We start from the raw sequence: 23,142 nt of genomic DNA, 5'->3' as shown, positions 1-23,142 counted from the left end.
AGCTCGGAAAGTCACACACGTTCGGTCGCGAGCTCGGCCAGGAGCTCGCGAACTCGGGTATCGAGATCGTCGCGGATTGCGCGAACCTCGTCGAGGGGGCGGCCTTCAGGATCAGAGACCGTCCAGTCCAGGTAACGCTTGCCGGGATAGATCGGGCACGCGTCGCCGCAACCCATCGACACCACTACGTCAGCGGCGGCGACCACATCGTCGGTGAGCGGCTTGGGGTACTCGGTCCCCAGATCGACACCGATCTCAGACATCGCCTCGACGACGGTCGGGTTGACCGAATGAGCCGGTACCGATCCGGCCGAGCGCACATGCACTCGCCCGGCGGCGTGGTGGGTGAGCAGTCCGGCAGCCATCTGTGAGCGGCCTGCGTTCTGCACGCAGATGAACAACACCTCGGGTACATCCTTGGGCACCGTTCCCTCGGCCTGGGCCAGGGCGCGTAACCGATCAGCTGCGAACCGGCCTGCCAAGGTCGTCAGGTGCGCATGCACCCGGGAGGTGCGCCGTAACGCAGTGTAGGACTCGAAGACACAGCGTTCCACCGTCTGGCGAGAAACCACCCCCTCATACCTGGCGGCCAGGTCAGCGGCAGTGCGGGCAAGTACGGTATGGGGCATCAACAGCTCAGGCTGAGCGCGGTGCTCGCCGCGACTCAGGTAGTCGTCCAACACATTCTCAGGCATCGCGCACGGTCTCCCTCGATACATCTGGGCTGGCAACGGTGGAGGCGGGGAAGCGTTTCCGCAACGCCAGGGACACATAGACCAGAGCCACGAGGACGGGCACCTCGATGAGGGGGCCGATCACTCCGGCCAGGGCCTGACCGGAGGTCGCACCGTAGGTGGCGATCGCGACAGCGATGGCAAGCTCGAAGTTGTTGCCGGCGGCGGTGAACGCGAGCGTGGTGGTCCGTTCATAGCCCAGCCCCATCACGGCGCCGAGTACGAACCCACCGCCCCACATCACCGCGAAGTAGATCAACAGCGGCAGAGCGATACGCGCGACGTCCCAGGGCTGCGAGGTGATCTGCTCACCCTGCAACGCGAACAGGATGACGATGGTGAACAACAATCCGTAGAGCGCCCACGGCCCGAGGCGCGGCAAGAAAGACGTTTCGTACCACTCACGGCCCTTGGCGCGTTCACCGATGCGGCGTGTCAGATAGCCTGCGATCAAGGGGATTCCGAGGAAGATCAGCACCGACTTCGCGATCTGCCAGGGTGAGGTGTCGATGGTCGTCTGTTCCAGGCCGAGCCAGCCGGGTAGGACTGAGAGGTAGAACCACCCGAGTACGGCGAACATGATCACCTGGAACACCGAGTTCAGGGCGACGAGGACGGCAGCGGCTTCGCGGTCGCCGCAGGCCAGGTCGTTCCAGATGATGACCATTGCAATGCATCGGGCCAGACCGACGATGATCAGTCCGGTCCGGTATTCCGGCAGGTCCGGGAGCAGCAGCCAGGCCAGCGCGAACATCAACGCCGGTCCGATGATCCAGTTGAGCGCCAGCGACCCGAGGAGCAGGCGGCGGTCGCCGGTGACCGAGTCGAGTCGGTCGTACCGCACCTTGGCCAGCACCGGATACATCATGATCAGCAGTCCGAGTGCGATCGGCAGCGAGATGCCGTCGAGTTCGACGGCCGCGAGAGTGTCACCCAGGCCTGGAACAACTCGACCGAGCAGCAGTCCGGCGACCATCGCTGCGCCGATCCACACCGGCAGAAACCGGTCCAGCGTCGACAGCTTGCCCGCGACCGCGGTGTCAGGGCCGGTCACTGGTCCACCTCACACGAACGCGTTTCCCCCACGACCGTGGCGAGATCGCCCAGCAGGTCCGACAGTTGCTGCAGCGCTTCAGCGTTCACCCGGTAATACACCCATGTTGCGCGGCGCTCACTGGTCACCAAGCCCGCTTCGCGCAGCACCTTCAGGTGATGCGAGATCGTCGGCTGCGACAGATCGAAGGGGCCGGAGATGTCGCACACGCACGCCTCACCTCCCGGATGCGCGGCGACCTCCGACAGCAACCGCAACCGAACCGGATCCGCAAGGGCCTTCAACAGCGGGGTGACCGCCACGGTCTCGTCACCACTGAGGCCGCGCCCCGGTGGCAGCAGAAGATTCTGATTAGACACTCGTCAATATTGACATACGTCAATTCAGACGACAAGGCGGCGCTTCCCGGGCCGGGCTAGTAGACCGCACCGTCACCGATGTCCCGATAGGTAGCAGACCGGGGTTGACGGCTGCCCGAAACGGGTCTATTCTCGAACATACGTTCGGATGAATGGTCTGCCGGGGGGTGACGATGACCGAACACCATGACGACACCGATTCTGGCGCCGACTGCGCTGCGGACGAGGTGGACGGGTCGTTGTCGGAGGTTCCTGGTCTGCTCGCCGAGATGCATGCCCTGTTGGATCGGTTGGCCGGGGCGGATCTGTCGCGGTGCGCTGATGCCGAGTTGGTGGCGGTGGCCAAAGCCCAGGAACGGGCGATCAACCGGATGCTGTTTCAGGGGAATCGGCAGATGCTGGAGTTGTCGGATCGGGATGTGCCCCGCGCGATGGGGTTTCGCAGTTTCAGCAATTTCATGAACGCCGAACTGCGGGTGTCGCAGCCGCAGCGGCGGCGTGAGCAGATGACCGCGACGGCCCGTTTCGCCCAACTCGACGGGCAACGCGCCGAGCCGAAGTATCCGACCCTGGCCGAGGCGTTCGCCGACGGCGAGGTGGGTCCGGCACATGTGGACACTGCGGTGGAATTTCTCGACGCCCTGCCGCACCGGTTGCCCCATGACCGTCAGGTGGCCGCCGAGGCCACCCTGTCGGGGTTGGCGCGCGCACCCACACCCCGGCCGAGATCACCACGTTGGGGCAGCGTTTGCTGGAGCACCTGGACCCGGACGGGGAGTTGACCGACGACAGCGACCGCAAACGGCGCCGCAATCTGTGGGTCAACCGGCCCAACGCGCAACAGATGTCGAAACTGACCGGCCATCTGGACCCGGAAACCCGCGCCCTGTTGGACACGCTGTTGGCGGTGTGGGCCAAACCCGGACTCAACAACCCCGAGGATCCCGATTCGCCGAGCGGCGGTGAAGACGACGCCGACCCCGACGCCCTCACAGCGGCCGCCGGCCGCGATCATCGGTCCAAGGCCTAACGCAACCATGACGCGTTGGCGGCGCTGCTGCGGGCGGTGTTTCGCGACGGGCTGCTCGGCACCTCGCATCGTGGTCTGCCGGTGCAGTTGATCATCAAAGCCGATCTCAACGACCTGATCCGCGAATCCGGGATCGGGGTGACCGCGACCGGGTCGACGTTGCCGATCGACGAGGTGATCCGGCTGGCCGCCGATGCCCAGCAGTATCTGGCGGTGTTCGCCGATGCCACCGCGCTACCGCTGTATCTGGGGCGGGCCAAACGGTTGGCGTCGCAAGCGCAACGGCTGATGTCGTTCGCCCGCCCCGATGGGGAGGTGTGCTCGGCACCCGACTGTGATCAGCCGGCCACCCACGTCGAAATGCATCATGCGGTGGCCGATTTCGCCGACGGCGGGTTGACCGACATCACCGACCTGGCCCCGGCGTGCCCGCGGCACAACCGGATGGTCGGCCCCAAACGCGGGCAGTTCACCACCGGCGTCTACGCCGACGGCCCCGATGCCGGACGCACCTGGTGGCGACGCAACAGCGACCCGCACGCGCCACCCAACCCGCAGCGGGTCAACCGGCGCCCCGATATTGGCGCCATGTTCAAACGCGAGCTCGAGCAGGTGCGTGCCCGCATCCACTCTGACACCGGGGAGCCACCCGACACCGACGCGCCGCCGGGCCGCGACACCCTGCACCTCACCGAGACGATCCCACCACCGTTCTCGGTCGTTGAAGCACGCCTCGCACTGATGCTGTTCGAGAACTCTCGATGAGGACCGGCGCCGACCACCGGTGACCGGAGCAGGCTCACCTCAGGTGATGCGCTCGGGCTCGTCAGCTGGGTCCGCGCTTCAGCTCGAAACAGCTGGCCCGTACACCACCGAAGTCCTCGCGAGCCGCGGTGACCATGTCGATCTGTGCTCGCGCCTGGTCGATGACCGGGGTATCCGGGTCCAGCACGGTGAGGTACTGATCGTGGGCGGCCAGCGATCGCACCGCGATTCCGATCTGATCGGTGACCTCGACGGCATGGGTGGCGTCCGGGCTGCTCTCGAACAGCCATCGCGGGCGGTCGGCCTCGTCGAGACCGTCGTACGCATCGAGGACGGCCGCTGCGAATTCCATGTGGTCGCGCTGGTTGGGCATCTCGGGGGCCCACTCCGGCCCGCCGTACACCGAGATGACGAGTTCAGGTCCGAGCTCCGTGATCGCGTCCGTGATCTTGGCGCGCAGTTCGGCGGTGTTGCGGATGTCGCTGTCCGGAAAGCCCCAGAACTCGACGTCGTCGACGCCGACCACGGCCGCCGAGGTCCGCTGTTCGATCTCCCGGACCGGCCCGGCCTTCTCGGGATCCATGCCCTCGATGCCGGCCTCGCCGCTCGAGGCGAGCGCGTAGACCACTCGCTTGCCGGCGGATGTCCAGCGGGCGACCGCGGCCGCCATGCCGTATTCGGGATCGTCCGGATGCGGAACGAGAACCAGGGCGGTCTGCCAGTCGTCGGGGAATTGCTCCATGCGACCAGCGTACGAATCGGTGGCAATCGTCCGCAGCCGTCGCGGACGATTGCCACCGATTCGTGGATCAGCGCTGTCGGTCGAGATTCGCCATCTTCAGCACGTCGAGGCGCTTGTCGAGTTCGGCCTCCGACAGGTTGTCGCCGATGAGGCCCCGGTCGATCACCGTCTGGCGGATCGTCTTGCCCTCCTTGAGGGCCTGCTTGGCGACCGCGGCCGCCTCCTCGTAGCCGATCGCGCTGTTGAGCGGGGTCACGATGGACGGCGAGCTCTCCGCGAGGGTACGCAGCCGGTCCTCGTTGGCCACCAGTCCCACGATGCACCGATCGGCGAACAGCCGGGAGACGTTGGCGAGCAGCTTGAGCGACTCGAGCACGTTGCGGGCCATCATCGGGATGTAGACGTTGAGCTCGAACGCGCCGTTGCCGCCACCCCAGGTGACCGCGGCGTCGTTGCCGATGACCTGCGCCGCCACCTGCGTGACCGCCTCGGGCAGAACCGGATTCACCTTTCCGGGCATGATCGAGCTACCCGGCTGCAGGTCCGGGAGCATGATCTCGCCGAGTCCGGTCAGCGGACCGGAACCCATCCACCGGACGTCATTGGCGATCTTGGTGAGCGAGACCGCAATGGTCTTCAGTGCGCCGGAGAGCTCGACGAGACCGTCGCGAGCCGCCTGCGCCTCGAAGTTGTCCTTCGCCAGCGACAGTGCGTCGACATCGGTGAGCTTGCGCAGTTCGTCGACGACCTTGGTGCCGAAGCCGTCCGGGGCATTCAGGCCGGTGCCCACCGCGGTGCCGCCGATCGGCAGTTCGCCGACGCGGGGCAGCGACGCGGTGACCCGCTCGATTCCGGCCTCGACCTGACGGGCGTAGCCGCCGAACTCCTGGCCGAGGGTCACCGGCACGGCGTCCATCAGGTGGGTGCGGCCGCTCTTGACCACCTCACGCCACTCGGTTGCCTTGTCCAACAGGGCCAGACGCAGATGATCGAGCGCGGGAATCAGGTCGGTGACCGCAGCCTCGGTGGCGGCCACGTGGGTCGCGGTGGGGAAGGTGTCATTCGACGACTGCGACATGTTCACATGGTCGTTCGGGTGGACGTCGACACCGTTGGACTTGGCGATCGAGGCGATCACCTCGTTGGAGTTCATGTTGGAGCTGGTGCCCGAACCGGTCTGGAACACGTCGATCGGGAACTGGTCGTCATGCTTTCCGTCGGCGATCTCCTTGGCCGCCACCACGATCGCATCGGCCTTCTCGGCGTCGAGGAGGCCGAGGTCCTTGTTGACCTGGGCACACGCCGCCTTGAGCAGTCCCATCGCACGGATCTGGGTGCGCTCCAGCGGCCGGTGGCTGATCGGGAAGTTCTCCACCGCGCGTTGGGTCTGCGCGCGCCACAGGGCATCGATCGGAACCTTGACCTCGCCCATGGTGTCGTGTTCGATGCGGTACTGCTGTTCGGTCATGGGGTGACAACCATCCTCGTGTGTGCTCGTGACGTGTTGGGCTGCAGAGGTTGTGACTGAGTGGGGAACTCAGACGTCCAGGCGTGCGTACTCGCGCAGCTTGGTGATCTGGTGGACGGCCTCGATGCGGCGGATCGTGCCGGACTTGGAGCGCATCACCAGCGACCGGGTGGTGGCCCCGTTGGGGCGGTAGGTGACTCCGCGGAGCATGTCGCCGTTCGTGACGCCGGTGGCGCAGAAGAACGAGTTCTCACCGGCGACGAGGATGTCGTTGGTGAGCACGCGGTCGAGGTCGTGCCCGGCGTCGATCGCCTTCTGACGCTCGGCGTCGTCGCGCGGCCACAGTTTGCCCTGGATCTCACCGCCCATGCACTTCATCGCGACGGCGGTGATGATGCCCTCCGGGGTGCCGCCGACGCCCATCAGCATGTCGACGGTGCTGTAGTTGTCGGCTGCGGCGATCGCGCCGGCGACGTCGCCGTCGGAGATGAGCCTGATCTTGGCGCCGGCCTGGCGGATCTCACTGATCAGACCGGCGTGGCGTGGACGGTCGAGCACGACCACGGTGAGGTCGGCGATGTCGATGCCCTTGGCCTTCGCCACCGAGTTGATGTTCCACTCGACGGATTCCTCGATGTTGATCGCGCCCTTGGCCTCGGGGCCGACCGCGATCTTGTCCATGTAGAAGACCGCGGACGGGTCGTACATGGTGCCGCGTTCGCTGACCGCGATGACGGCGATCGAGTTCGGGCGTCCCTCTGCCATGAGCGTGGTGCCGTCGATGGGGTCGACCGCGACGTCGCATTCCGGGCCCTGGCCGTTGCCGACTTCCTCGCCGTTGTAGAGCATGGGCGCCTCGTCCTTCTCGCCCTCGCCGATAACCACCACGCCGCGCATCGACACCGTGGAGAGGAGTTCGCGCATCGCATCGACAGCGGCGCCGTCACCCTTCTTCTTCTCGCCCCGGCCGACCCAGCGGCCCGCCGCCAGGGCAGCCGCCTCGGTGACCCGAACCAGTTCCATCGCGAGGTTGCGGTCGGGGGCCTGTGGTGAAGGTGACATCTCGAACTCCTCGGCGTGGCACGGCGGCACGGTGATCGAACTTCGGCGGCAGGTTTCCCTCATCCTTGCATGTCACACCGGAGGTTCCGTCAGCCACCCCGGCTGGAATACTGGCCGCCATGGCCGACAAACCCCGCATCCTGCACAGCGGCAAGGACATGTTGTGGTCGCTGATCCCGCTGCTGGTCATCTGCGCGTTCGTGGCGATCGCGTCGGGCAACTGTTCGGTGGGGCTGACCGGTCAGGCCGGCGACGATCAGACCCCCGACTTCGACGTGACGACCGCACTGCAGGCCGATGCCCGAGACCTGACCTTCCCGATCCGGCTGCCCGACACCCCGGACGGATGGAAACCGAACTCCGGATCCACGGTGCCCGTCGGCGGCACGATGGTCAGCAACGCCGGGTGGATCTCCGAGGTCGGTGCGTACGTGCAGCTCAGCCAGACCGACGCCGCCGAGGACGACCTGGTGGTGCACCTCGGCGACGGTGATGCGCTCGGGACCGGTACCCGACAGGTGGCGGGCCGTGAGTGGGTGACGTATGTGACTGCGGAGGAGCAGAAGTTCTGGATCACCGATCTCGGTGACGTGCGGATCGCGGTGCTTTCCCGCGGCCCCGACGAGGACATGGCCACCCTGGCCACCGCCACCCTCGCCAAGGAACCCCTGCCGGCCTGAGGTTCGCGCCGATTCCCCCAACCGCGCGGCTCAGTCGTCCTCGGGTTCGTTGTCGGCGATGGCGGCCTCGATCCGCTCCCGGGCGCCGGCGAGGTGTTCCTCGCACCGTTTCGCCAGCGACTCGCCGCGCTCCCAGAGGGCGAGGGACGCATCGAGGTCGAGACCGCCGTGCTCGAGTGTCGCGACCACCTCGGCAAGTTCGTCGCGGGCTGCTTCATAGCCCATCTCCTCGACGGGCGTCCAGTCGTCTTCGGGGTCCGAATTCTGTTGGCTCATCGTGTCGTTCATCAGCCCTTCGCGCTCGTCGACGGATCGTCCATCGTCACCCGCGCGGTGGCCGAACCGTCGGCGACCCGGATTCGCAGGTGCGCACCGTCGGGCATCTCGGCGGTCGTGGCCACCACGTGGGGTTGCGCGATGTCGGTTCGCTGCACCACGGCATACCCCCGGGCGAGTGTTTGTGCGGGACCCAGTGTGGCCAATCGGGCCGACAGGTGATCGAGACGCCGGTGCTCGGCGTCCACGGTTCGCCGGATGTCGCGGCGGATGTCGAGGCGCATACGGTCGACGTCGTCGGCGTGCGCGTCCACCATCGTGAACGGGCGTGCCAGGACCGGCCGGGCGCGCAACCCGTCCACCACATGCGCTTCGCGGCGCACCCAGTTCCGCAGGGCATGCACACCACGACGACGCAGCTCCGCGATCCCGTCGAGTTCCGCGGCGACGTCGGGGACCACCCGTTTGGCCGCGTCGGTCGGCGTCGCGGCGCGCAGATCGGCGACGAGATCGAGTAGCGGCGTGTCGGGTTCGTGCCCGATCGCGCTGATCACCGGAGTCCGGCAGGCGGCCACCGCACGGACGAGTGCCTCGTCGGAAAACGGCAGCAGATCCTCGACGCTGCCGCCACCGCGGGCGATGACGATGACCTCGACGTCGGGATCGGCATCGAGATCACCGAGATGACCGAGGATGCGGGGGACGGCGGTGGGGCCCTGTACCGGCGCGTCGCGGACCGCGAAGCGGACCGCAGGCCAGCGTTCGGTGGCCACCGTCATCACGTCGCGTTGGGCCGCGCTGGCACGCCCGCTGATCAGGCCGACGGACCGGGGGAGAAACGGGAGGGGTCGCTTGAGTCGTGGGTCGAACAGTCCCTCGGCGTTGAGCAGTTGACGCAGACGTTCGATGCGCAGCAGGAGTTCACCGACGCCGACCGGTCGGATGTCGCTGACGCGTAGCGAGATGGTGCCACGCCCGGTGAAGTAGGTCGGGCGGCCCAGCATCACCACCCGGCTGCCCTCGGTGAGGGGAACTTCGGTGCGGTACAACAGATCCGGACTGCACGTCACCGAGATGGAGATGTCCGCCGCCGGATCCCGGAGAGTGAGGAACGCCACCCGGGTACCGGGCCGACGGTTGATCTGGGTGACCTGGCCCTCTACCCAGATCTGGCCGAGCCGATGAATCCAGTCGGCGATCTTGGTGTTGACGGTCCGGACGGGCCACGGATTCTCGGCCGAATTGTCCCCGGTCACCTGATCGTCCCCGGCGCCAGATGGTCAGCGGTCGCTGTCGACGGGTTGCCGCTGTGACCGCCTGTCACGTGGTCGGTTGCCGCTTGCTGGTCTGCGACGCGATGCGGTTGTCGATCATCGTGACGAACGGCGCGCGCGACTTGGTCGCACGCTCGTAGGCGGCGAGCTGTTCGAGTTCGTCGACACCGACGCCGCGCAGTTTGGCGCGCAACTGGGCCAGGGTGAGGTTGTCGTACTCGATGTACTCGACGATCTCGGGCACCGGATCGCCGGCACCGGTGGCCGGTCGGCCGCCGACAGGGTCGTCGCCGTCGCCGTCACCACCGGCTGCGCCGTCGCTGTTCACGAGATCGTCGGGAGGCGTGCTGTAGAGGGCGAAACGTCCGGGCGCGGCGTCGGGCGTCTCCACCGCTTCAGCCTTCGGTGCCGCAGGTTTCGGTGCCGCTACCTTCTTGGCCGGAGTCTTCTTTACCGGAGCCTTCTTCGTCGCAGTTTTCTTCGCCGGGGTGCTCTTGGCCGGCGACTTCGGGGCGGCGGGACCCTCGGTCTCCGGCGACACGGTCTCGGTTGTCGTGGCATCCGACCGCTCGCCCGGCGAGCTCTCGATCGGGGTGCGGTCCGCCTCGGCATCGATCGCGGCGTCGTCCTCGTCGAAACGGGCCCACTCCGGCTGATCGACGGGGCGATCGAAGAGCGTCTCCAGCGCGAGGTCTCCCTTGATGGCGAGCTCGGCGATGCTCTGCTGCATCCGCATGCCGGCCTGCACGGTCTGGCTCACCGCCGTCATGGGCAGCGTCACCACCAATGCGGGCAGCTTCCTGGTCTCTTCGATCGCGGTGACGACGAGCCCGGCGGCGATGCGGGCCGGATAGGGTGCGCGAACCATGCCCATACTCTGCCATTCGGTGTGACGAGGGTCCACCGACGGCCACAGGGTGGCGCGGCGCTCGTCCCGACCGTCGAACGGCGGGCAGGAGTGAGCGCGGTCAACCCGTACCCTGGAGACCATGGCTGATCGCAAACGTGTCCTGCTGGCCGAGCCGCGTGGGTACTGCGCCGGGGTGGACCGTGCCGTGGAGACCGTCGAGCGGGCGCTCGACAAGCACGGCGCGCCGGTCTACGTGCGCAAGGAGATCGTGCACAACCGGCACGTCGTCGAGACGCTGAGCGAGCGTGGCGCGGTGTTCGTCGGTGAGACCGACGAGGTGCCCGAGGGGGCTCTCGTCGTCTTCTCCGCACATGGCGTGTCCCCGGAGGTGCATCGCACCGCGGCCGAACGCAGCCTCAAGACGATCGACGCGACGTGCCCGCTGGTCACCAAGGTGCACCAGGAGGCCAAGCGCTTCGCCCGCGACGACTACGACATCCTGCTCATCGGTCACGAAGGCCATGAGGAGGTCGAGGGCACCGCGGGGGAGGCACCCGAGCACGTGCAGCTGGTCGACGGCCCGGACAGCGTCGACAAGGTGACGGTGCGCGACGAGTCGAAGATCGTGTGGCTGTCGCAGACCACGCTGTCGGTGGACGAGACGATGGAGACCGTGAACCGACTGCGGGAGAAGTTCCCGCTGCTCAACGACCCGCCGAGCGATGACATCTGCTACGCCACCCAGAACCGCCAGGTCGCGGTGAAGGCGATGGCTCCGCGCTGCGACCTGGTGATCGTCGTCGGTTCGAAGAACTCGTCGAACTCCGTACGCCTGGTCGAGGTCGCGCTGCAGGCAGGTGCGAAGGCTTCACACCTCGTCGACTATGCCCGCGACATCGACCTCGCGTGGCTCGACGGGATCACCACCGTGGGGATCACCTCCGGGGCATCGGTGCCCGAGGTACTCGTCCGCGGCGTGCTCGACCTCCTCGCGGAGAACGGTTTCGACACGGTCGAACCGGTGACGACCGCGAATGAGACGGTCACCTTCGCGTTGCCGCGCGAGTTGCGCCCGGCGCGCACCTCGCGGTGACACAGGCCTCGGCGAGCGTCCGCCGGCGTCGGTCAGAAGTCGTCGGGATCGAGGCGCTTGACCCGTCGATGCGGTAGCGCGATCGCGAGGGCCGCGGCGACCACCGCGATGGACACCCCGGCGCCGATGAGGGCCACGTTGCGCGCGGTGTGATCGGGCGGCGTCTCCGGAGTGGGCGCGGCGATCGCCTTCGATTCGGTCGAATCCGGCCGCTCGTCCGGGATCTGGCTGGTGAGCGCGGCAACCGGATCGATGACGCCGTGGCCGATCACCGAGTCCTGGCCGGTGCCGGGACCATGAGCGGTGCGGATGATCCGTTCCATCACCTCTCTCGCGCCCAGCTCAGGGAACCGTGCACGCACCAGCGCGGCCGTGCCACTGACATACGGGGTCGCGAAACTCGTCCCGAAGATCGGCGTGGGTCCATCCTCGCCCATCTGCGAGTCGACCAGTTTCGACGAACCCCGAGTGCTGTCGAGGCTGACGATGCCGTTGCCGGGTGCCGCGACGCTCACCCAGGGTCCGTGCAGGCTGAAATTGCTGGGTGTCCCGGCCCCCGGGTCCACCGAAGCGACGGCCAGCACATAGGGCGTGAACCAGGCGGGGCTGGCGACGGTCGACACCGCGCCCCAACCGCCGACGTCGCCGGGCGACGGCTCGGGATTCTGTTGTCCGCACAGCGAATTCCGCTGTAGGTTGCCGGCGGCGACAACCACCACGACGTCCCGGTCGTACGCGTACTTCACCGCCGCGCCGAGCGATTCGTCGTCGAGTTCGGTCCCGGCCGGCGCGCACGCCACCTGGGAGATGTTGATCACCGTCGCGCCCAGATCGACCGCACGGACGACCGCCTTCGCCAGGGTGCGCACCGAGCCGTACCCCGAGCCGACGGTCGGATCGGCATCGTCGGAGTCCCGATCCTTTGCCGAGTAGGCGCCGCTCGACTGCCGGATCGATATCAGCGACGCATCGGGGGCGACCCCGGCGAACGCGTCGCGTCTGCTCGGGTCGGCCGCGATGATTCCCGCGACGAGGGTGCCGTGTGCGTCACAGTCGGCGAGGCCGTTGCCCGACGACACGTAGTCGCCGCCCGGCTGCACCCGGCCCAACCGGGGATGCGGCGTCACGCCGGTATCGATGACCGCCACCTTCTGTCCCTTGCCACGGCTGAAGCGCCAGGCCTCGGGCAGGTTCATCATCTGCTGTGCGGCTGTGGGTTTCGCGTTGTCGTGGCGCCCGGACGCCAGCGGTTTGGCGCACAGGGTCCGCTGCTCGGTGGGTTCGGGCGGCGCGACCGGAGCTGCTCGGACGATCGCCCCCGGGACGATGTCGGGCGGCGTCACCGCTGCCGCCGGAGCGCCGGAGAGTCCGAGTGTCAGGGTGATCGTCGAGGTCAGCGCAGCGGCGACGCCTACGCAGCGACGACTGCGGCCGCCTGCGGCGCGCGGCCTGACGGACCGACCGCGCACGTCAGATGTCCCGAACGATCCGGTAGAGGTCCAGGATCCACAGCAGCAGGGGCACGATGATCGCGACGAGGATGTACTCGCAGATCTCCGCGGTCCGTCGCATCACCGGGGAGAACTCCTGCGCCGGTGCGACGACACCGAGGACCAGCGCCGCGACCACCATCACCATCGCGAGGACGAAGCTGATGATCGGCCAGTCGCCGGCACCGAATGCCAGACCCGTCGCCAACGCGATGAGTGCGAGCGACCCCGAACCGATGAGGAACGCGGCCTGCGCCAGGTCGCTGTGCGAGCGTCCTCGCAGACACAACACCACGGCGACGATGGCCGCGTATGCGGCCGCCTTGGGGGCGAAGCCCGACAGCGGGGCAGCTGCGAGTACTGCGGAGATCGCGGTCACGATCGCAGTGCCCGCGATGATGCCGGTGAGGTAGGCGTTCGCGACGAAGGAGCGGCGTTCCAGCGCATCGGCCTTCGGCAGCGCCATCGCGCCGATCGCGCCGATGCCCTCGATCACCGGCCTGCGCTCCACGTCGTCGGAATCGAGGGGCGCCCCGGCTGTCGGAACGGGCGGAAGTGGCAGCTTGGCCAGCACGATGGTGGCGCGCGGCGCCATGGCCACCACGAGCAACCCCACCGCGGCGAGAACCGCTGCGACGTCGGCGAGGTCGGCGTCGAGGAGCAGTTCGGCAGCGGCGCCACCGCAGCCCAGCAGCGCAGCCGTGGTCAGCGCACTGTGCAGGGACGGGCCCACGGCTGTCATCCGGTAGGAGATCACGGTCGCGACGAGGGTGAGGGCGCATCCGAACGTGACATGTGCCGCACCGAATGAACCGGGCGTCAGCAGCATGCCGGTGACGAAGACCATCGGTGATGCGGTGGCGACCAGGATCGTGGCGCTGGCCTCGTCACGGTAATAGCGGGCCACGATGGTGCTCGCGGTGAGCAGACCGACCGCGGCGAGGGCGCTCAGGGCGGCGACCCAGAGGGCGCCACTCGTCGAGCGGTACGCGCCGAGCGCCACGGCAGCCGCGATCGCGGCCAGCAACGCGACGGTGTAGCCGGCGTAGCGGGCGGAACTCGCCGACCATCCGGCGAAACGAGATTCATTCAAACGAGCGACAGCGTCCACGACGTCGTCGAACAGCGCGGGGGCCTCACCGGTCCGCGTCGAGCGGAGGACGAGCAGGTCGCCGTCGCGGATCCCGGATTCCGACAGCGACCGGTTCGGGGCGATCGGTTCCTGTCCCACCAGGGCCAATGTCCAGCGCAGTTGACGGTTGTTCGGACGGTCGTCCCCGGCATCCGGGTCGTCGGGGTCGCGGCGTGCGGGGTTGCGTGACTCGATCTGCGCGATGAGGTCGGGGATGAGGCCAGCGATGGGCATCGCCGCAGGTAGGGCTACATCCAGCTGAGTGTTGCCGCCCAGGATCGAGACCCGTACGAGTTCGGGTTCGATCCCGTGATCGGTGCGTGCGCCGCCGGCCGGCCCCGAGCCCGGTGCCTGCGGCGTCATCGTGTGCGCGTCCAGAGTCGACATCTGGTGGATCCTCCCCGCCCTGTTCACAGATAGCATGCGAACCGCGTCAATTGTGTACCAGTGCCACCCGGGCGGAGAAAACCGGGCGGCCGGATCGGTCGGGGGGAAGATCGCGTGGTGACGACTACGGAGGGGTTTGTCCGTCGTGCGCGGATCACGCCGCCGCGGATGCCTGGCGGCGAACTGAATCTGCAGCCGCCGCCCGACGTGCCGCGGGTGGTGCCCGGCAACATGCTGTTGAAGCTGTTGCCCGTCGTCATGGTCGTCGCGGTCGTCGGGATGATCGCGCTGATGTTTGTCACCGGTGGGCGCAACATCTTGACCAATCCGCTGTTCATGATGTTCCCGCTGATGATGCTGATGTCGATGTTCGGCATGTTCGCCGCGGGTGGACGTGGCGGCGGGAAACGCGCGGCGGAGCTGAACGAGGAGCGCAAGGACTATTTCCGGTATCTCGGCCAGACGCGCGAACAGGTCCTCGACACGGTGGAGGCCCAGCGTGCGGCAGCGACGTGGAGTCACCCCGACCCCACGGCCCTGCTCGATGTGATCGGCACGCGCCGCATGTGGGAGCGGCGCGCCACGGACAGCGACTTCGCCCGGGTCCGCGTCGGGCTGGGGACGCAGGGCCTCGCCACCCGCCTGATGCCGCCGGAAACCGGTCCTCTCGAGGACATCGAACCGGTGTCCATGGTGGCGTTGCGCCGCTTCGTCCGTACCTACTCGTCCGTTCACCGACTGCCGACCACGGTGTCGCTGCGCGGTTTTCCCGCGGTCAACATCGAAGGTGCCCGTCAGGAGACGCGAGATCTGGTTCGCGCCATGGTCGTCGAACTGTGCGCGTTCCACGGACCCGATCAGCTGCACGTCGCCATCGTCACCGGTGACCCGGCAGGGGAGGCCTGGGACTGGGCGAAGTGGCTTCCGCACGTGGGACATCCGACATTGCGCGACGGCGTCGGCGCGATGCGGATGATCTATCCCACGCTGGCCGATCTCGAGAACTCGCTGGCCACCGATCTCCTCGAGCGGGGGCGCTTCAGCCGCTCGGCGCCGCCGACCCCCGGCCGTGCGCATCTGGTGGTGGTGCTCGACGACGGGTACGTGGCCGGCGACGAACGGCTCATCAACGACGCGGGGATGGAGGGCGTGACCGTCGTCGACCTGACCGCGCCGCCGGACGGGCTGGCCGCCCGGCGTGGGCTGGAACTCGTGGTGCGCAACCGGAAGGTGTCCGCGCGCAGCGCCGCCGGTGTCGAGGAGATCGCCGACATGGACTCGTTGACGATCCCGGAGGCGGAGACGCTGGCGCGCCGGTTGGCGCGCTACCGACTCGCGACCGCCGCGGCGCTGGCCAACCTGGAGAGCGAGGCGACCTCGAGCGATCCGGGTCTGCCGGCACTGATCGGGATCCCGGATGCGACTCGTTTCGACCCGGCGGTGGGATGGCGCGGGCGTACCGGACGCGACCGGCTACGGGTCCCGATCGGTATCACCCCGGAGGGCATCCCGGTCGATCTCGACATCAAGGAGAGCGCGCACGGCGGCATGGGACCGCACGGGTTGTGCATCGGTGCAACAGGTTCCGGCAAGTCCGAGTTCCTGCGTACGCTCGTCCTGGCGATGCTCGCGACCCACTCGCCGACCGAATTGAACTTCGTCCTCGTCGACTTCAAAGGTGGCGCGACGTTCCTCGGGTTGGAGTCGGCACCGCATGTCGCGGCGATCATCACCAACCTCGAGCAGGAACTCTCGATGGTCGACCGGATGAAGGATGCGCTCTCGGGCGAGATGAACCGGCGGCAGGAACTCCTGCGCGCCGCAGGCAATTTCGCCAACGTCAGTGAGTACGAGCGCGCACGGGCGGCCGGGGTGCGTCTCGAGCCGCTGCCGGCGCTGTTCATCGTCGTGGACGAATTCTCCGAACTGCTCGCCCAGAAACCGGATTTCGCCGAGCTGTTCGTGGCGATCGGCCGACTGGGTCGCTCATTGCACATTCATCTGCTTCTCGCCTCGCAGCGGTTGGAGGAGGGCAAGCTGCGTGGTCTGGACAGTCACCTGTCCTACCGCATCGGTCTGAAGACCTTCTCGGCAAACGAGTCTCGTTCGGTTCTCGGCGTCCCCGACGCGTACCACCTGCCCAGCGTCCCGGGGTCGGCATACCTGAAATGCGATTCGGCCGAACCGGTCCGGTTCAACACCTCGTACGTGTCGGGGCCGTATCACCCGCCGATGGCCGCCGACGGCATGATCGACGACGGCCCCGCCTACACCGGCCCGATGGGGCGCATGAAGGTGTTCACCGCGCTGCCGGTTCCGCTGGAGGACGGCGCCGCGAGTTCGTCCGTCCTCGATCACGCGCAGGCACTGCTCGACGAGGAGCCCCCGAAGGAACTGGACACCCCGGCCTACGACGACCCGGCAGCGGCCGGGGTCCCGACGCTGCTCGACACCCTCGTCGGGCGGATGGCCGGCCACGGTCCGCCCGCACACGAGGTGTGGCTGGATCCGCTCGACGACTCGCCGACGGTCGATCAGCTCGTCGGACGCCGCGACTGGTCGACCCCGGGAGGGGTGGGCGATCTGCGGCTCGCGATCGGGCACGTCGACCGGCCCTACGATCAGCGCCGCGACGTGCAGGTTCTCGACCTGGCCGGCGCCGCCGGCAACGTCGCGGTGGTCGGCGGTCCGCAGTCGGGCAAGTCGACCACCCTGCGCACGATCATCATGTCGGCCGCCGCCACCCACACCCCGGAGCAGGTGCAGTTCTACTGCCTGGACTTCGGTGGTGGCAGCCTGGCATCGGTTTCGGGTCTGCCGCACGTGGGGTCGGTCGCCTCGCGCGGGGACATGGATGCGGTGCGCCGCACCGTCGCCGAGGTGGGCGCCATCGTCCGTAACCGAGAGTTGTTGTTCTCCCGGTTGGGGATCGAATCGATGCGCGACTTCCGTGCGCGCCGCCAGGCATGGTTCACCGGTACGCACGGGCGCGACGCGGACGACCCGCTGGCTGCCGACCGCCACGGTGACGTGTTCCTGGTCATCGACGGACTTTCGGTGCTGCGCAACGAACTCGACTTCCTCGAGGAGCAGGTCACGACGATCGTCCAGCAGGGCCTGTCCTACGGCGTCCATGTGGTGCTGACCGCGGCCCGATGGGGCGAGGTCCGCCCCGCGATCAAGGACCTCATCGGCAGTCGGATCGAACTCAAACTCGGCGACGCGATGGATTCGGAGATGGGTAGGCGCGCAGCGGCGCTGGTCCCGCACAACCGGCCCGGCCGGGGTCTCACGCCCGAAGAACTCCACATGCTGGTCGCGTTGCCGCGTCTCGACGGCGTCAGCGTGCCGGAGTCGTTGCCAGCCGGTGTGCAGAACGCCGTCGACAAGCTCGGCGCGGCCTACCGGGGCCGCGAGGCGATGGCGGTGCGCAAGCTCGGTGTCGAGATCGCCCAGCGCGACGTCGACGAGCTGGTGGATCGGGCCGGGATAGCCTTGTCGCCCAACCAGATCGCCGTCGGCGTGGGCGAGTTGGAGCTCGCTCCGGTGATCCTCGACTTCACCTCCCAGCCCCACTTCATGGTGTTCGCCGACGTCGAGCACGGCAAGACCACGGTGTTACGCAACATCGTCCGCGGGCTGGTGCGCGACGCGTCCCCCGACGAGGTGAAGGTGGTCTTCATCGACTACCGGAGAACGATGCTCGGCATCCTCGACACCGATCACCTCGGCGGATATGCCAGCTCCGCCAACAAGGCGGCACCGATGGTCGCGCAGCTCGCCGAGATCCTGAACGGTCGTATGCCGCCGGAGGACGTGACGCCACAACAACTACGCGAACGGTCCTACTACACCGGTGCCGACGTCTACCTCGTGATCGACGACTACGACATGGTGGCGACCGCCTCGGGCAACCCGCTGCTGCCGATCGTGGATCTGGCCGCACACGCCCGCGACATCGGCTTCCACATCATCCTGGCCCGACGGTCCGGCGGTCTCGGGCGCGCGATGTTCGACCCGCTGATCGGCCGGCTGAAGGATCTGTCGTCCGACATGCTGCTCATGAGCGGCGATCGCGACGAGGGCTACATCACGGGTCGCGTGCGTATGCAGCAGCTCGTGCCCGGACGTGGCGAACTGGTCTCGCGGACCCGACCGCAGGAGATGATCCAGGTCGGCTTCGTCGAACCCCAGGACTGACCTGCCGTGCCGCCGCGACCGACCGTGCCACGCCCCACCGTGGTCGACCTCGCCTACGGCCAGGTACGTCTCGCCGACGGCCGCAGCGCGGACGTCGGTGGTCTGCTCGACGCGGTCGACTCGGCGACGGTCGTGGCCGGCGGGGTGCGGGTGTTCGCCCATCAGGCGTGGCGCGAGGTGTGGGACGGGTTGGGTCTGCCGGACGCCACCCCGGCCGGGCCGGTGCCGTTCGTCGTGGGGTATCCGAGTACCTGGGGCCGACTGCGGTCGTCGGTGCTCGCGCGTTCGGTGGCAGAGATCGCCGTCCCGGTCGACCTGGTACCGCGCGCCGTGCTCATCGCGCGCAGTCATGCCGACGGCGCGATGCAGCGGTGCGCGGTCGTGGAGACCACTCGCGTCCCGGCTGTTCCGCTCGACCCCGCCCGGGTCCGGCCTTCGACCTGGGACGTCACCCGGCTGCGACGGACCTCGGCCGGATGGCAGATCGACGCGACCGAGGTGCTCGAGCCGGACGCACAGGACATCGGACCGCGCACCGAGTCGATCGTCGACGACTCGGTGGAGGCGGTGTTCGTGGACGGTGCCGAGCCCACCGAGGTGGCGCGGGCCCAGGAGGTCGTCGCCACTCACGCGCTCGCCGGCCGGGTGGTCGCCGCGGACCGGGACCTGATCCGGCGCTACGGGTGGCGCACCGGGCGCCCGCCGTCGGACGACGACCGGTTGGCGACGGTACCCACCCCAGCGCCGGCACCGGCCACGCGGAACCGTCCGTCGGGGCGGCTGCTGTGGGCGGCAGGCGCGGTGGCGGTGACCATCGCCATCGTCGCGGCGGTCGTCGGATTCCTGCAGCGCGGCACGGCGGCGGTGTCCGAACAGACGGTGGTGTTGGGCCGGACCAGTGTGTCCGTCCCCGCCGACTGGCGACGTAGCGAACTGAGCACCCCCGACGGTCAGGATGCCCAGCAAACCACCCGGACCGTCTTCGTCGATCCCGATGACGGCCGCCGCATTCTGGTGGTCCAGAGCGAGGTGCGGGCCGATTCGACGCTCGCCACCGTCGCCCGCAGCCTCGGCAATCGCATCCGCCAGCGCGGCGACGACGTGGTGACCGAATTCTCGCCATCGACCCGATTCGTCGGACGCGACGTCGTCAGCTACCGCGAAGCGCCGGTGTCCGGCGGTGCCATCCGCTGGTACGTCCTGGTGCAGGACGGCCTGCAGGTGTCGATCGGGTGCCAGCCCGGCAGCGCAGGGGAGTCGGTGGACACCGAGTGCGCGCACGCGGTGTCGTCGGTGCAGATCGCACCGGAGTGAGCGTTTTGACCCTGACCTGCGTGCTCGCGTAGTCTGGATCGCTGGTGCGTGGCATCTCGGCCCTTGATCGGGCAGGGATAGCCGAGGCCCGGGTCCCCACTGGTCGCCGGGAACAGCCTCTGCCATGGCACCCGACCAGCACCCACATCGACAGAGTTGAGGACAACTGTGCCTACCTACACCCCGAAGGCCGGTGACATCACCCACGCGTGGCATGTCATCGACGCCACCGACGTGGTGCTCGGCCGGCTCGCCGTGCAGAGCGCGAATCTGCTCCGCGGCAAGCACAAGCCGACCTATGCACCCCATGTCGATGGTGGTGACTACGTCATCATCATCAACGCCGACAAGGTTGTGCTGACCAGCAACAAGGCTGAGCGCAAGCTGAACTACCGCCACTCGGGGCATCCGGGTGGGCTCAAGGTCCAGACGACCGCCGAGCTCCTGGAGACCCATCCCGAGCGTGTGGTCGAGAAGGCGATCAAGGGCATGCTGCCCCACACCAAGCTGGGACGCGCAATGGCGTCCAAGCTGAAGGTCTACGCCGGCCCGACCCATCCCCACGAGGCCCAGCGCCCCGTGCCCTTCGAGATCAAGCAGGTGGCCCAGTGAGCAACGAGAACATCAACGAACCCGCCGTCGAGATCGACGACGAGGTCCAGGCTGCCGCGGCAGACACCGTCGCCGAGGAAGCCGTCGAGCAGGCCGCCGACGATTACGACACCGACGTCGCGGTCGAGACCGAGGCCCCGGCTCCCGTGGTCATCGACCGTCCGGTCCAGACCGTCGGCCGCCGCAAGGAGGCCGTCGTCCGCGTTCGCCTCGTCCCGGGTAGCGGCAATTTCGACCTGAACGGCCGCAGCCTCGAGGACTACTTCCCGAACAAGGTGCACCAGCAGCTCATCAAGGCGCCGCTGGTCACCGTCGAGCGCACCGAGTCGTTCGACATCTTCGCCAAGCTCGTCGGCGGCGGCCCCTCGGGCCAGGCCGGCGCGCTGCGTCTGGGTATCGCCCGCGCACTGATCGAGGTGACCCCCGAGGATCGTCCGGCGCTGAAGAAGGCCGGATTCCTCACGCGTGACCCGCGTGCGGTGGAGCGCAAGAAGTACGGCCTGAAGAAGGCCCGCAAGGCGTCGCAGTACTCCAAGCGCTGAGAGTGGCTCGCCTTTTCGGAACCGACGGCGTCCGAGGCCTGGCCAACGACGAGCTCACCCCAGAGCTCGCGTTGCGCCTGGCCTCGGCCGCCGCGGTCGTTTTCGAGAACTTTTCGTCGGCCGACGACGTCCGGCCCCGTGCCGTGGTCGGCCGCGACCCGCGTGCATCGGGTGAGATGCTCGAGGCGGCGGTCTGCGCCGGCCTCGCCGCGACCGGTGTCGATGCGATCCGCGTCGGCGTCGTGCCGACTCCGGCGGTCGCGTTCCTCACCGCCGATTACGGCGCCGACTTCGGCGTGATGATCTCCGCCTCGCACAACCCGATGCCCGACAACGGCATCAAGTTCTTCTCCGCCGGCGGTCACAAGCTCGATGACGCGGTGGAGGACCGCATCGAGGCCGCGATGGCCGACGCCGATTTCGCCCGCCCCATCGGGGCGGCGGTCGGCCGCGTCGTCGATGCGACCGATGCCGGTGCCCGCTATCGCGCACATCTCGGGTCGGCGATCACGCAGCGACTCGACGGAATCACCGTGGTCGTCGACTGCGCGCACGGCGCCGCCGCCGACCTCGCGCCCCTCGCGTACGCCGATGCCGGTGCGACGGTCATCCCCATCCATGCCGAACCCGACGGCCTCAACATCAACGAGGACTGCGGCTCCACCCACATGGGCAAGCTGCAGACCGCGGTGCTCGAACACGGCGCCGACCTGGGGCTGGCCCATGACGGCGACGCCGATCGATGCCTCGCGGTCGACTCGTCCGGACAGATCGTCGACGGAGACGCCATCATGGCCGTCCTCGCCACCGCCCTGAGCACTCGCGGTGAGTTGCGCGACAACGTGCTGGTGGCGACGGTGATGAGCAATCTCGGACTGCACATCGCGATGCGTGACGCCGGAATCACGTTGCGCACCACCGCTGTCGGTGACCGATACGTGCTGGAGGAGCTGCGCCGTGGGGGCTACTCGCTCGGCGGTGAACAGTCCGGGCACATCGTCGTTCCCGGTTCGGGGACGACCGGTGACGGGATTCTGACCGGGTTGCTGCTCATGGAGCAGGTGGCTGCGACCGGCCGGCGGCTCGATGACCTGGCCGCGATCATGAGTGTGCTGCCGCAGGAACTGATCAATGTGCGCGTCGCGGACAAACATGCGGTGGCACAGTCGGAGAAGGTGCAGCACGCGGTCACCGAGGCGGAGTCCGAACTCGGCGAGAACGGGCGGGTTCTGCTGCGCCCGTCGGGTACGGAGCAACTCGTGCGGGTGATGGTCGAGGCCGGCACCGCCGACACCGCGCAGTCGATCGCCCGGCGGATCGCCACGGTCGTCGAGGCGGTCGGGGCATGAGCACGCCGCAGGCGGTGCTCTTCGACTTCTCCGGAACCCTCTTCCGTTTCGAGGCCCGCGACGAATGGTTCGACGGCCTGCACGACGAGGACGGCAACGCGCTGCATCTCGATGCACAGGCGGAACTGATCCGACGGATGACCCAACCGGTCGGTATTCCGGCCGCACTCTCCGATGATGACCGGACCGCCTGGGAGCAGCGCGATCTCGACCCGGCGCAGCATCGCCGCGCCTATCTGTCGATGCTGCGGGCCTCCGGTCTGTCCGTGCCGGGCCACGCCGAACAGCTGTACGCGCGGGTCGTCGACGCGCAGTCGTGGGTCATCTTCCGCGACACCCGCGCGGTGCTCGAGGGTCTGCGTTCGGCCGGTGTGCGGATCGGGGTGGTCAGCAACATCGCGTTCGATCTGCGCGAGGTGCTGGAACTGCACGGTGTGATCGACCTGGTCGACACGTTCGCGCTCTCCTACGAGGTCGGTGCCATCAAACCGGACCCGGCGATCTTCCATGCCGCGCTCGACCCGTTGGGGGTGGAGCCGACGGCGGCACTCATGGTCGGCGACAGTGAGCACGCCGACGGCGGCTGTCGTAGCCTCGGATGCGAGTTCGAACTGGTGCACGATGTCACCCCGGATGATCGACCCACCGCGCTGCTCGACGCCGTCGCCGCACACGGCATCGACCTGCCGCGCTGACATCGCACATCGTTCGGAACCAGCACGGGGTGCG

The 23,142-nt window shown here is 68.1% G+C and carries 19 protein-coding genes and 1 pseudogene; 9 read left to right on the top strand and 11 right to left on the bottom strand.

All coding sequences use genetic code 11. From position 1 onward, the window contains the following. Nucleotides 1-11: 11 nt before the first annotated feature. Genes VZC37_RS01150 through VZC37_RS01140 form a run of 3 tightly spaced genes read right to left on the bottom strand, consistent with a single transcriptional unit; the run spans nt 12 to nt 2,147 of the window. Nucleotides 12-695 carry an arsenate reductase ArsC gene (locus VZC37_RS01150; protein WP_330430585.1) on the bottom strand — a complete coding sequence of 228 codons (684 nt, stop codon included), beginning with the start codon at nt 693-695 and terminating at the stop codon, nt 12-14. Further along, complete coding sequence (arsB, locus tag VZC37_RS01145) at nt 688-1,788, bottom strand: ACR3 family arsenite efflux transporter (protein ID WP_330430584.1); 1,101 nt, start codon at nt 1,786-1,788, stop codon at nt 688-690. The genes VZC37_RS01150 and arsB overlap by 8 nt, the downstream gene beginning before the upstream one ends. Then, nucleotides 1,785-2,147, bottom strand: coding sequence for an ArsR/SmtB family transcription factor (locus tag VZC37_RS01140; protein ID WP_330430583.1), 363 nt, complete (start codon nt 2,145-2,147; stop codon nt 1,785-1,787). The genes arsB and VZC37_RS01140 overlap by 4 nt, the downstream gene beginning before the upstream one ends. Before the next feature lie 269 nt (nt 2,148-2,416). Here VZC37_RS01140 and VZC37_RS24670 point away from each other — a divergent pair. Then, nucleotides 2,417-3,942 (top strand): annotated as a pseudogene (locus VZC37_RS24670) (HNH endonuclease signature motif containing protein). A gap of 61 nt (nt 3,943-4,003) precedes the next feature. On the opposite strand, the gene VZC37_RS01120 reads toward VZC37_RS24670, so the two are convergent. From VZC37_RS01120 to glpX, 3 genes are all read right to left on the bottom strand, one after another. Next, nucleotides 4,004-4,684, bottom strand: coding sequence for a PIG-L deacetylase family protein (locus VZC37_RS01120; protein WP_330430579.1), 681 nt, complete (start codon nt 4,682-4,684; stop codon nt 4,004-4,006). Between the two features lie 67 nt (nt 4,685-4,751). After that, nucleotides 4,752-6,152, bottom strand: coding sequence for a class II fumarate hydratase (locus VZC37_RS01115; protein WP_330430578.1), 1,401 nt, complete (start codon nt 6,150-6,152; stop codon nt 4,752-4,754). Between the two features lie 69 nt (nt 6,153-6,221). Continuing rightward, entirely contained in the window at nt 6,222-7,214 is a 993-nt protein-coding gene (glpX, locus tag VZC37_RS01110) for a class II fructose-bisphosphatase (protein WP_330430577.1), read from the bottom strand. 119 nt (nt 7,215-7,333) lie between these two features. Between glpX and VZC37_RS01105 the strand changes: the two genes are divergently transcribed. Beyond that, the gene (locus VZC37_RS01105; RefSeq protein ID WP_330430576.1) at nt 7,334-7,894 is read left to right on the top strand and encodes a DUF4245 domain-containing protein; all 561 of its coding nucleotides are present in this window, start codon (nt 7,334-7,336) and stop codon (nt 7,892-7,894) included. 30 nt (nt 7,895-7,924) lie between these two features. Here the strand turns inward: VZC37_RS01105 and VZC37_RS01100 are convergent, their stop codons facing one another. The 3 genes from VZC37_RS01100 to VZC37_RS01090 form a co-directional block, all read right to left on the bottom strand. Continuing rightward, nucleotides 7,925-8,170 carry an exodeoxyribonuclease VII small subunit gene (locus VZC37_RS01100; protein ID WP_330430575.1) on the bottom strand — a complete coding sequence of 82 codons (246 nt, stop codon included), beginning with the start codon at nt 8,168-8,170 and terminating at the stop codon, nt 7,925-7,927. 11 nt (nt 8,171-8,181) lie between these two features. Further along, on the bottom strand, nt 8,182-9,426 hold the full coding sequence (gene xseA, locus VZC37_RS01095) for an exodeoxyribonuclease VII large subunit (protein WP_330430574.1): 1,245 nt from the start codon (nt 9,424-9,426) through the stop codon (nt 8,182-8,184). Nucleotides 9,427-9,490: 64 nt separating this feature from the next. Continuing rightward, nucleotides 9,491-10,312, bottom strand: a complete 822-nt coding sequence (locus VZC37_RS01090; RefSeq protein WP_330430573.1) for a lipid droplet-associated protein — start codon at nt 10,310-10,312, stop codon at nt 9,491-9,493. Between the two features lie 121 nt (nt 10,313-10,433). Between VZC37_RS01090 and VZC37_RS01085 the strand changes: the two genes are divergently transcribed. After that, entirely contained in the window at nt 10,434-11,387 is a 954-nt protein-coding gene (locus VZC37_RS01085) for a 4-hydroxy-3-methylbut-2-enyl diphosphate reductase (RefSeq protein ID WP_330430572.1), read from the top strand. Nucleotides 11,388-11,419: 32 nt separating this feature from the next. Here the strand turns inward: VZC37_RS01085 and mycP are convergent, their stop codons facing one another. Beyond that, nucleotides 11,420-12,856, bottom strand: coding sequence for a type VII secretion-associated serine protease mycosin (gene mycP / locus VZC37_RS01080; RefSeq protein WP_431309298.1), 1,437 nt, complete (start codon nt 12,854-12,856; stop codon nt 11,420-11,422). Between the two features lies 1 nt (nt 12,857). After that, nucleotides 12,858-14,396: a type VII secretion integral membrane protein EccD gene (gene eccD, locus VZC37_RS01075; protein WP_431309297.1), complete on the bottom strand. Its 1,539-nt coding sequence runs from the start codon at nt 14,394-14,396 to the stop codon at nt 12,858-12,860. 114 nt (nt 14,397-14,510) lie between these two features. Here eccD and eccCa point away from each other — a divergent pair, with 114 nt between their 5' ends. The 6 genes from eccCa (at nt 14,511) to VZC37_RS01045 (ending at nt 23,108) form a co-directional block, all read left to right on the top strand. Next, nucleotides 14,511-18,596: a type VII secretion protein EccCa gene (gene eccCa / locus VZC37_RS01070; protein WP_330430571.1), complete on the top strand. Its 4,086-nt coding sequence runs from the start codon at nt 14,511-14,513 to the stop codon at nt 18,594-18,596. Between the two features lie 24 nt (nt 18,597-18,620). Further along, on the top strand, nt 18,621-19,910 hold the full coding sequence (locus VZC37_RS01065) for a type VII secretion-associated protein (protein WP_330430570.1): 1,290 nt from the start codon (nt 18,621-18,623) through the stop codon (nt 19,908-19,910). A 168-nt stretch (nt 19,911-20,078) separates the two neighbouring features. Next, a complete protein-coding gene (gene rplM, locus VZC37_RS01060; protein ID WP_330430569.1) occupies nt 20,079-20,522 on the top strand; it encodes a 50S ribosomal protein L13 in 444 nt (147 codons plus the stop codon). Continuing rightward, nucleotides 20,519-21,064 carry a 30S ribosomal protein S9 gene (gene rpsI, locus VZC37_RS01055; protein ID WP_330430568.1) on the top strand — a complete coding sequence of 182 codons (546 nt, stop codon included), beginning with the start codon at nt 20,519-20,521 and terminating at the stop codon, nt 21,062-21,064. Before rplM ends, rpsI begins: the two co-directional genes overlap by 4 nt. 2 nt (nt 21,065-21,066) lie before the next feature. Then, nucleotides 21,067-22,413, top strand: a complete 1,347-nt coding sequence (glmM, locus tag VZC37_RS01050; RefSeq protein WP_330430567.1) for a phosphoglucosamine mutase — start codon at nt 21,067-21,069, stop codon at nt 22,411-22,413. After that, nucleotides 22,410-23,108 carry an HAD family hydrolase gene (locus VZC37_RS01045; protein ID WP_330430566.1) on the top strand — a complete coding sequence of 233 codons (699 nt, stop codon included), beginning with the start codon at nt 22,410-22,412 and terminating at the stop codon, nt 23,106-23,108. The genes glmM and VZC37_RS01045 overlap by 4 nt, the downstream gene beginning before the upstream one ends. Nucleotides 23,109-23,142: the final 34 nt, after the last annotated feature.

It is taken from the genome of Gordonia sesuvii (assembly GCF_036350415.1).
GTDB lineage: Bacteria > Actinomycetota > Actinomycetes > Mycobacteriales > Mycobacteriaceae > Gordonia > Gordonia sesuvii.
Note: the sequence above shows the minus strand (reverse complement) of the source record. Positions and strands in the feature narration are given on the sequence as shown.

What these genes read in the sequence shown, in the direction of transcription:
- VZC37_RS01045 (WP_330430566.1), top strand. Translation starts at nt 22,410, where the DNA reads ATGAGCACGCCGCAGGCGGTGCTCTTCGACTTCTCCGGAACCCTCTTC.
- VZC37_RS01085 (WP_330430572.1), top strand. Translation starts at nt 10,434, where the DNA reads ATGGCTGATCGCAAACGTGTCCTGCTGGCCGAGCCGCGTGGGTACTGC.
- eccD (WP_431309297.1), bottom strand. Translation starts at nt 14,396, where the DNA reads ATGTCGACTCTGGACGCGCACACGATGACGCCGCAGGCACCGGGCTCG.
- VZC37_RS01105 (WP_330430576.1), top strand. Translation starts at nt 7,334, where the DNA reads ATGGCCGACAAACCCCGCATCCTGCACAGCGGCAAGGACATGTTGTGG.
- VZC37_RS01120 (WP_330430579.1), bottom strand. Translation starts at nt 4,684, where the DNA reads ATGGAGCAATTCCCCGACGACTGGCAGACCGCCCTGGTTCTCGTTCCG.
- VZC37_RS01090 (WP_330430573.1), bottom strand. Translation starts at nt 10,312, where the DNA reads ATGGTTCGCGCACCCTATCCGGCCCGCATCGCCGCCGGGCTCGTCGTC.
- VZC37_RS01100 (WP_330430575.1), bottom strand. Translation starts at nt 8,170, where the DNA reads ATGAGCCAACAGAATTCGGACCCCGAAGACGACTGGACGCCCGTCGAG.
- glpX (WP_330430577.1), bottom strand. Translation starts at nt 7,214, where the DNA reads ATGTCACCTTCACCACAGGCCCCCGACCGCAACCTCGCGATGGAACTG.
- VZC37_RS01150 (WP_330430585.1), bottom strand. Translation starts at nt 695, where the DNA reads ATGCCTGAGAATGTGTTGGACGACTACCTGAGTCGCGGCGAGCACCGC.
- VZC37_RS01115 (WP_330430578.1), bottom strand. Translation starts at nt 6,152, where the DNA reads ATGACCGAACAGCAGTACCGCATCGAACACGACACCATGGGCGAGGTC.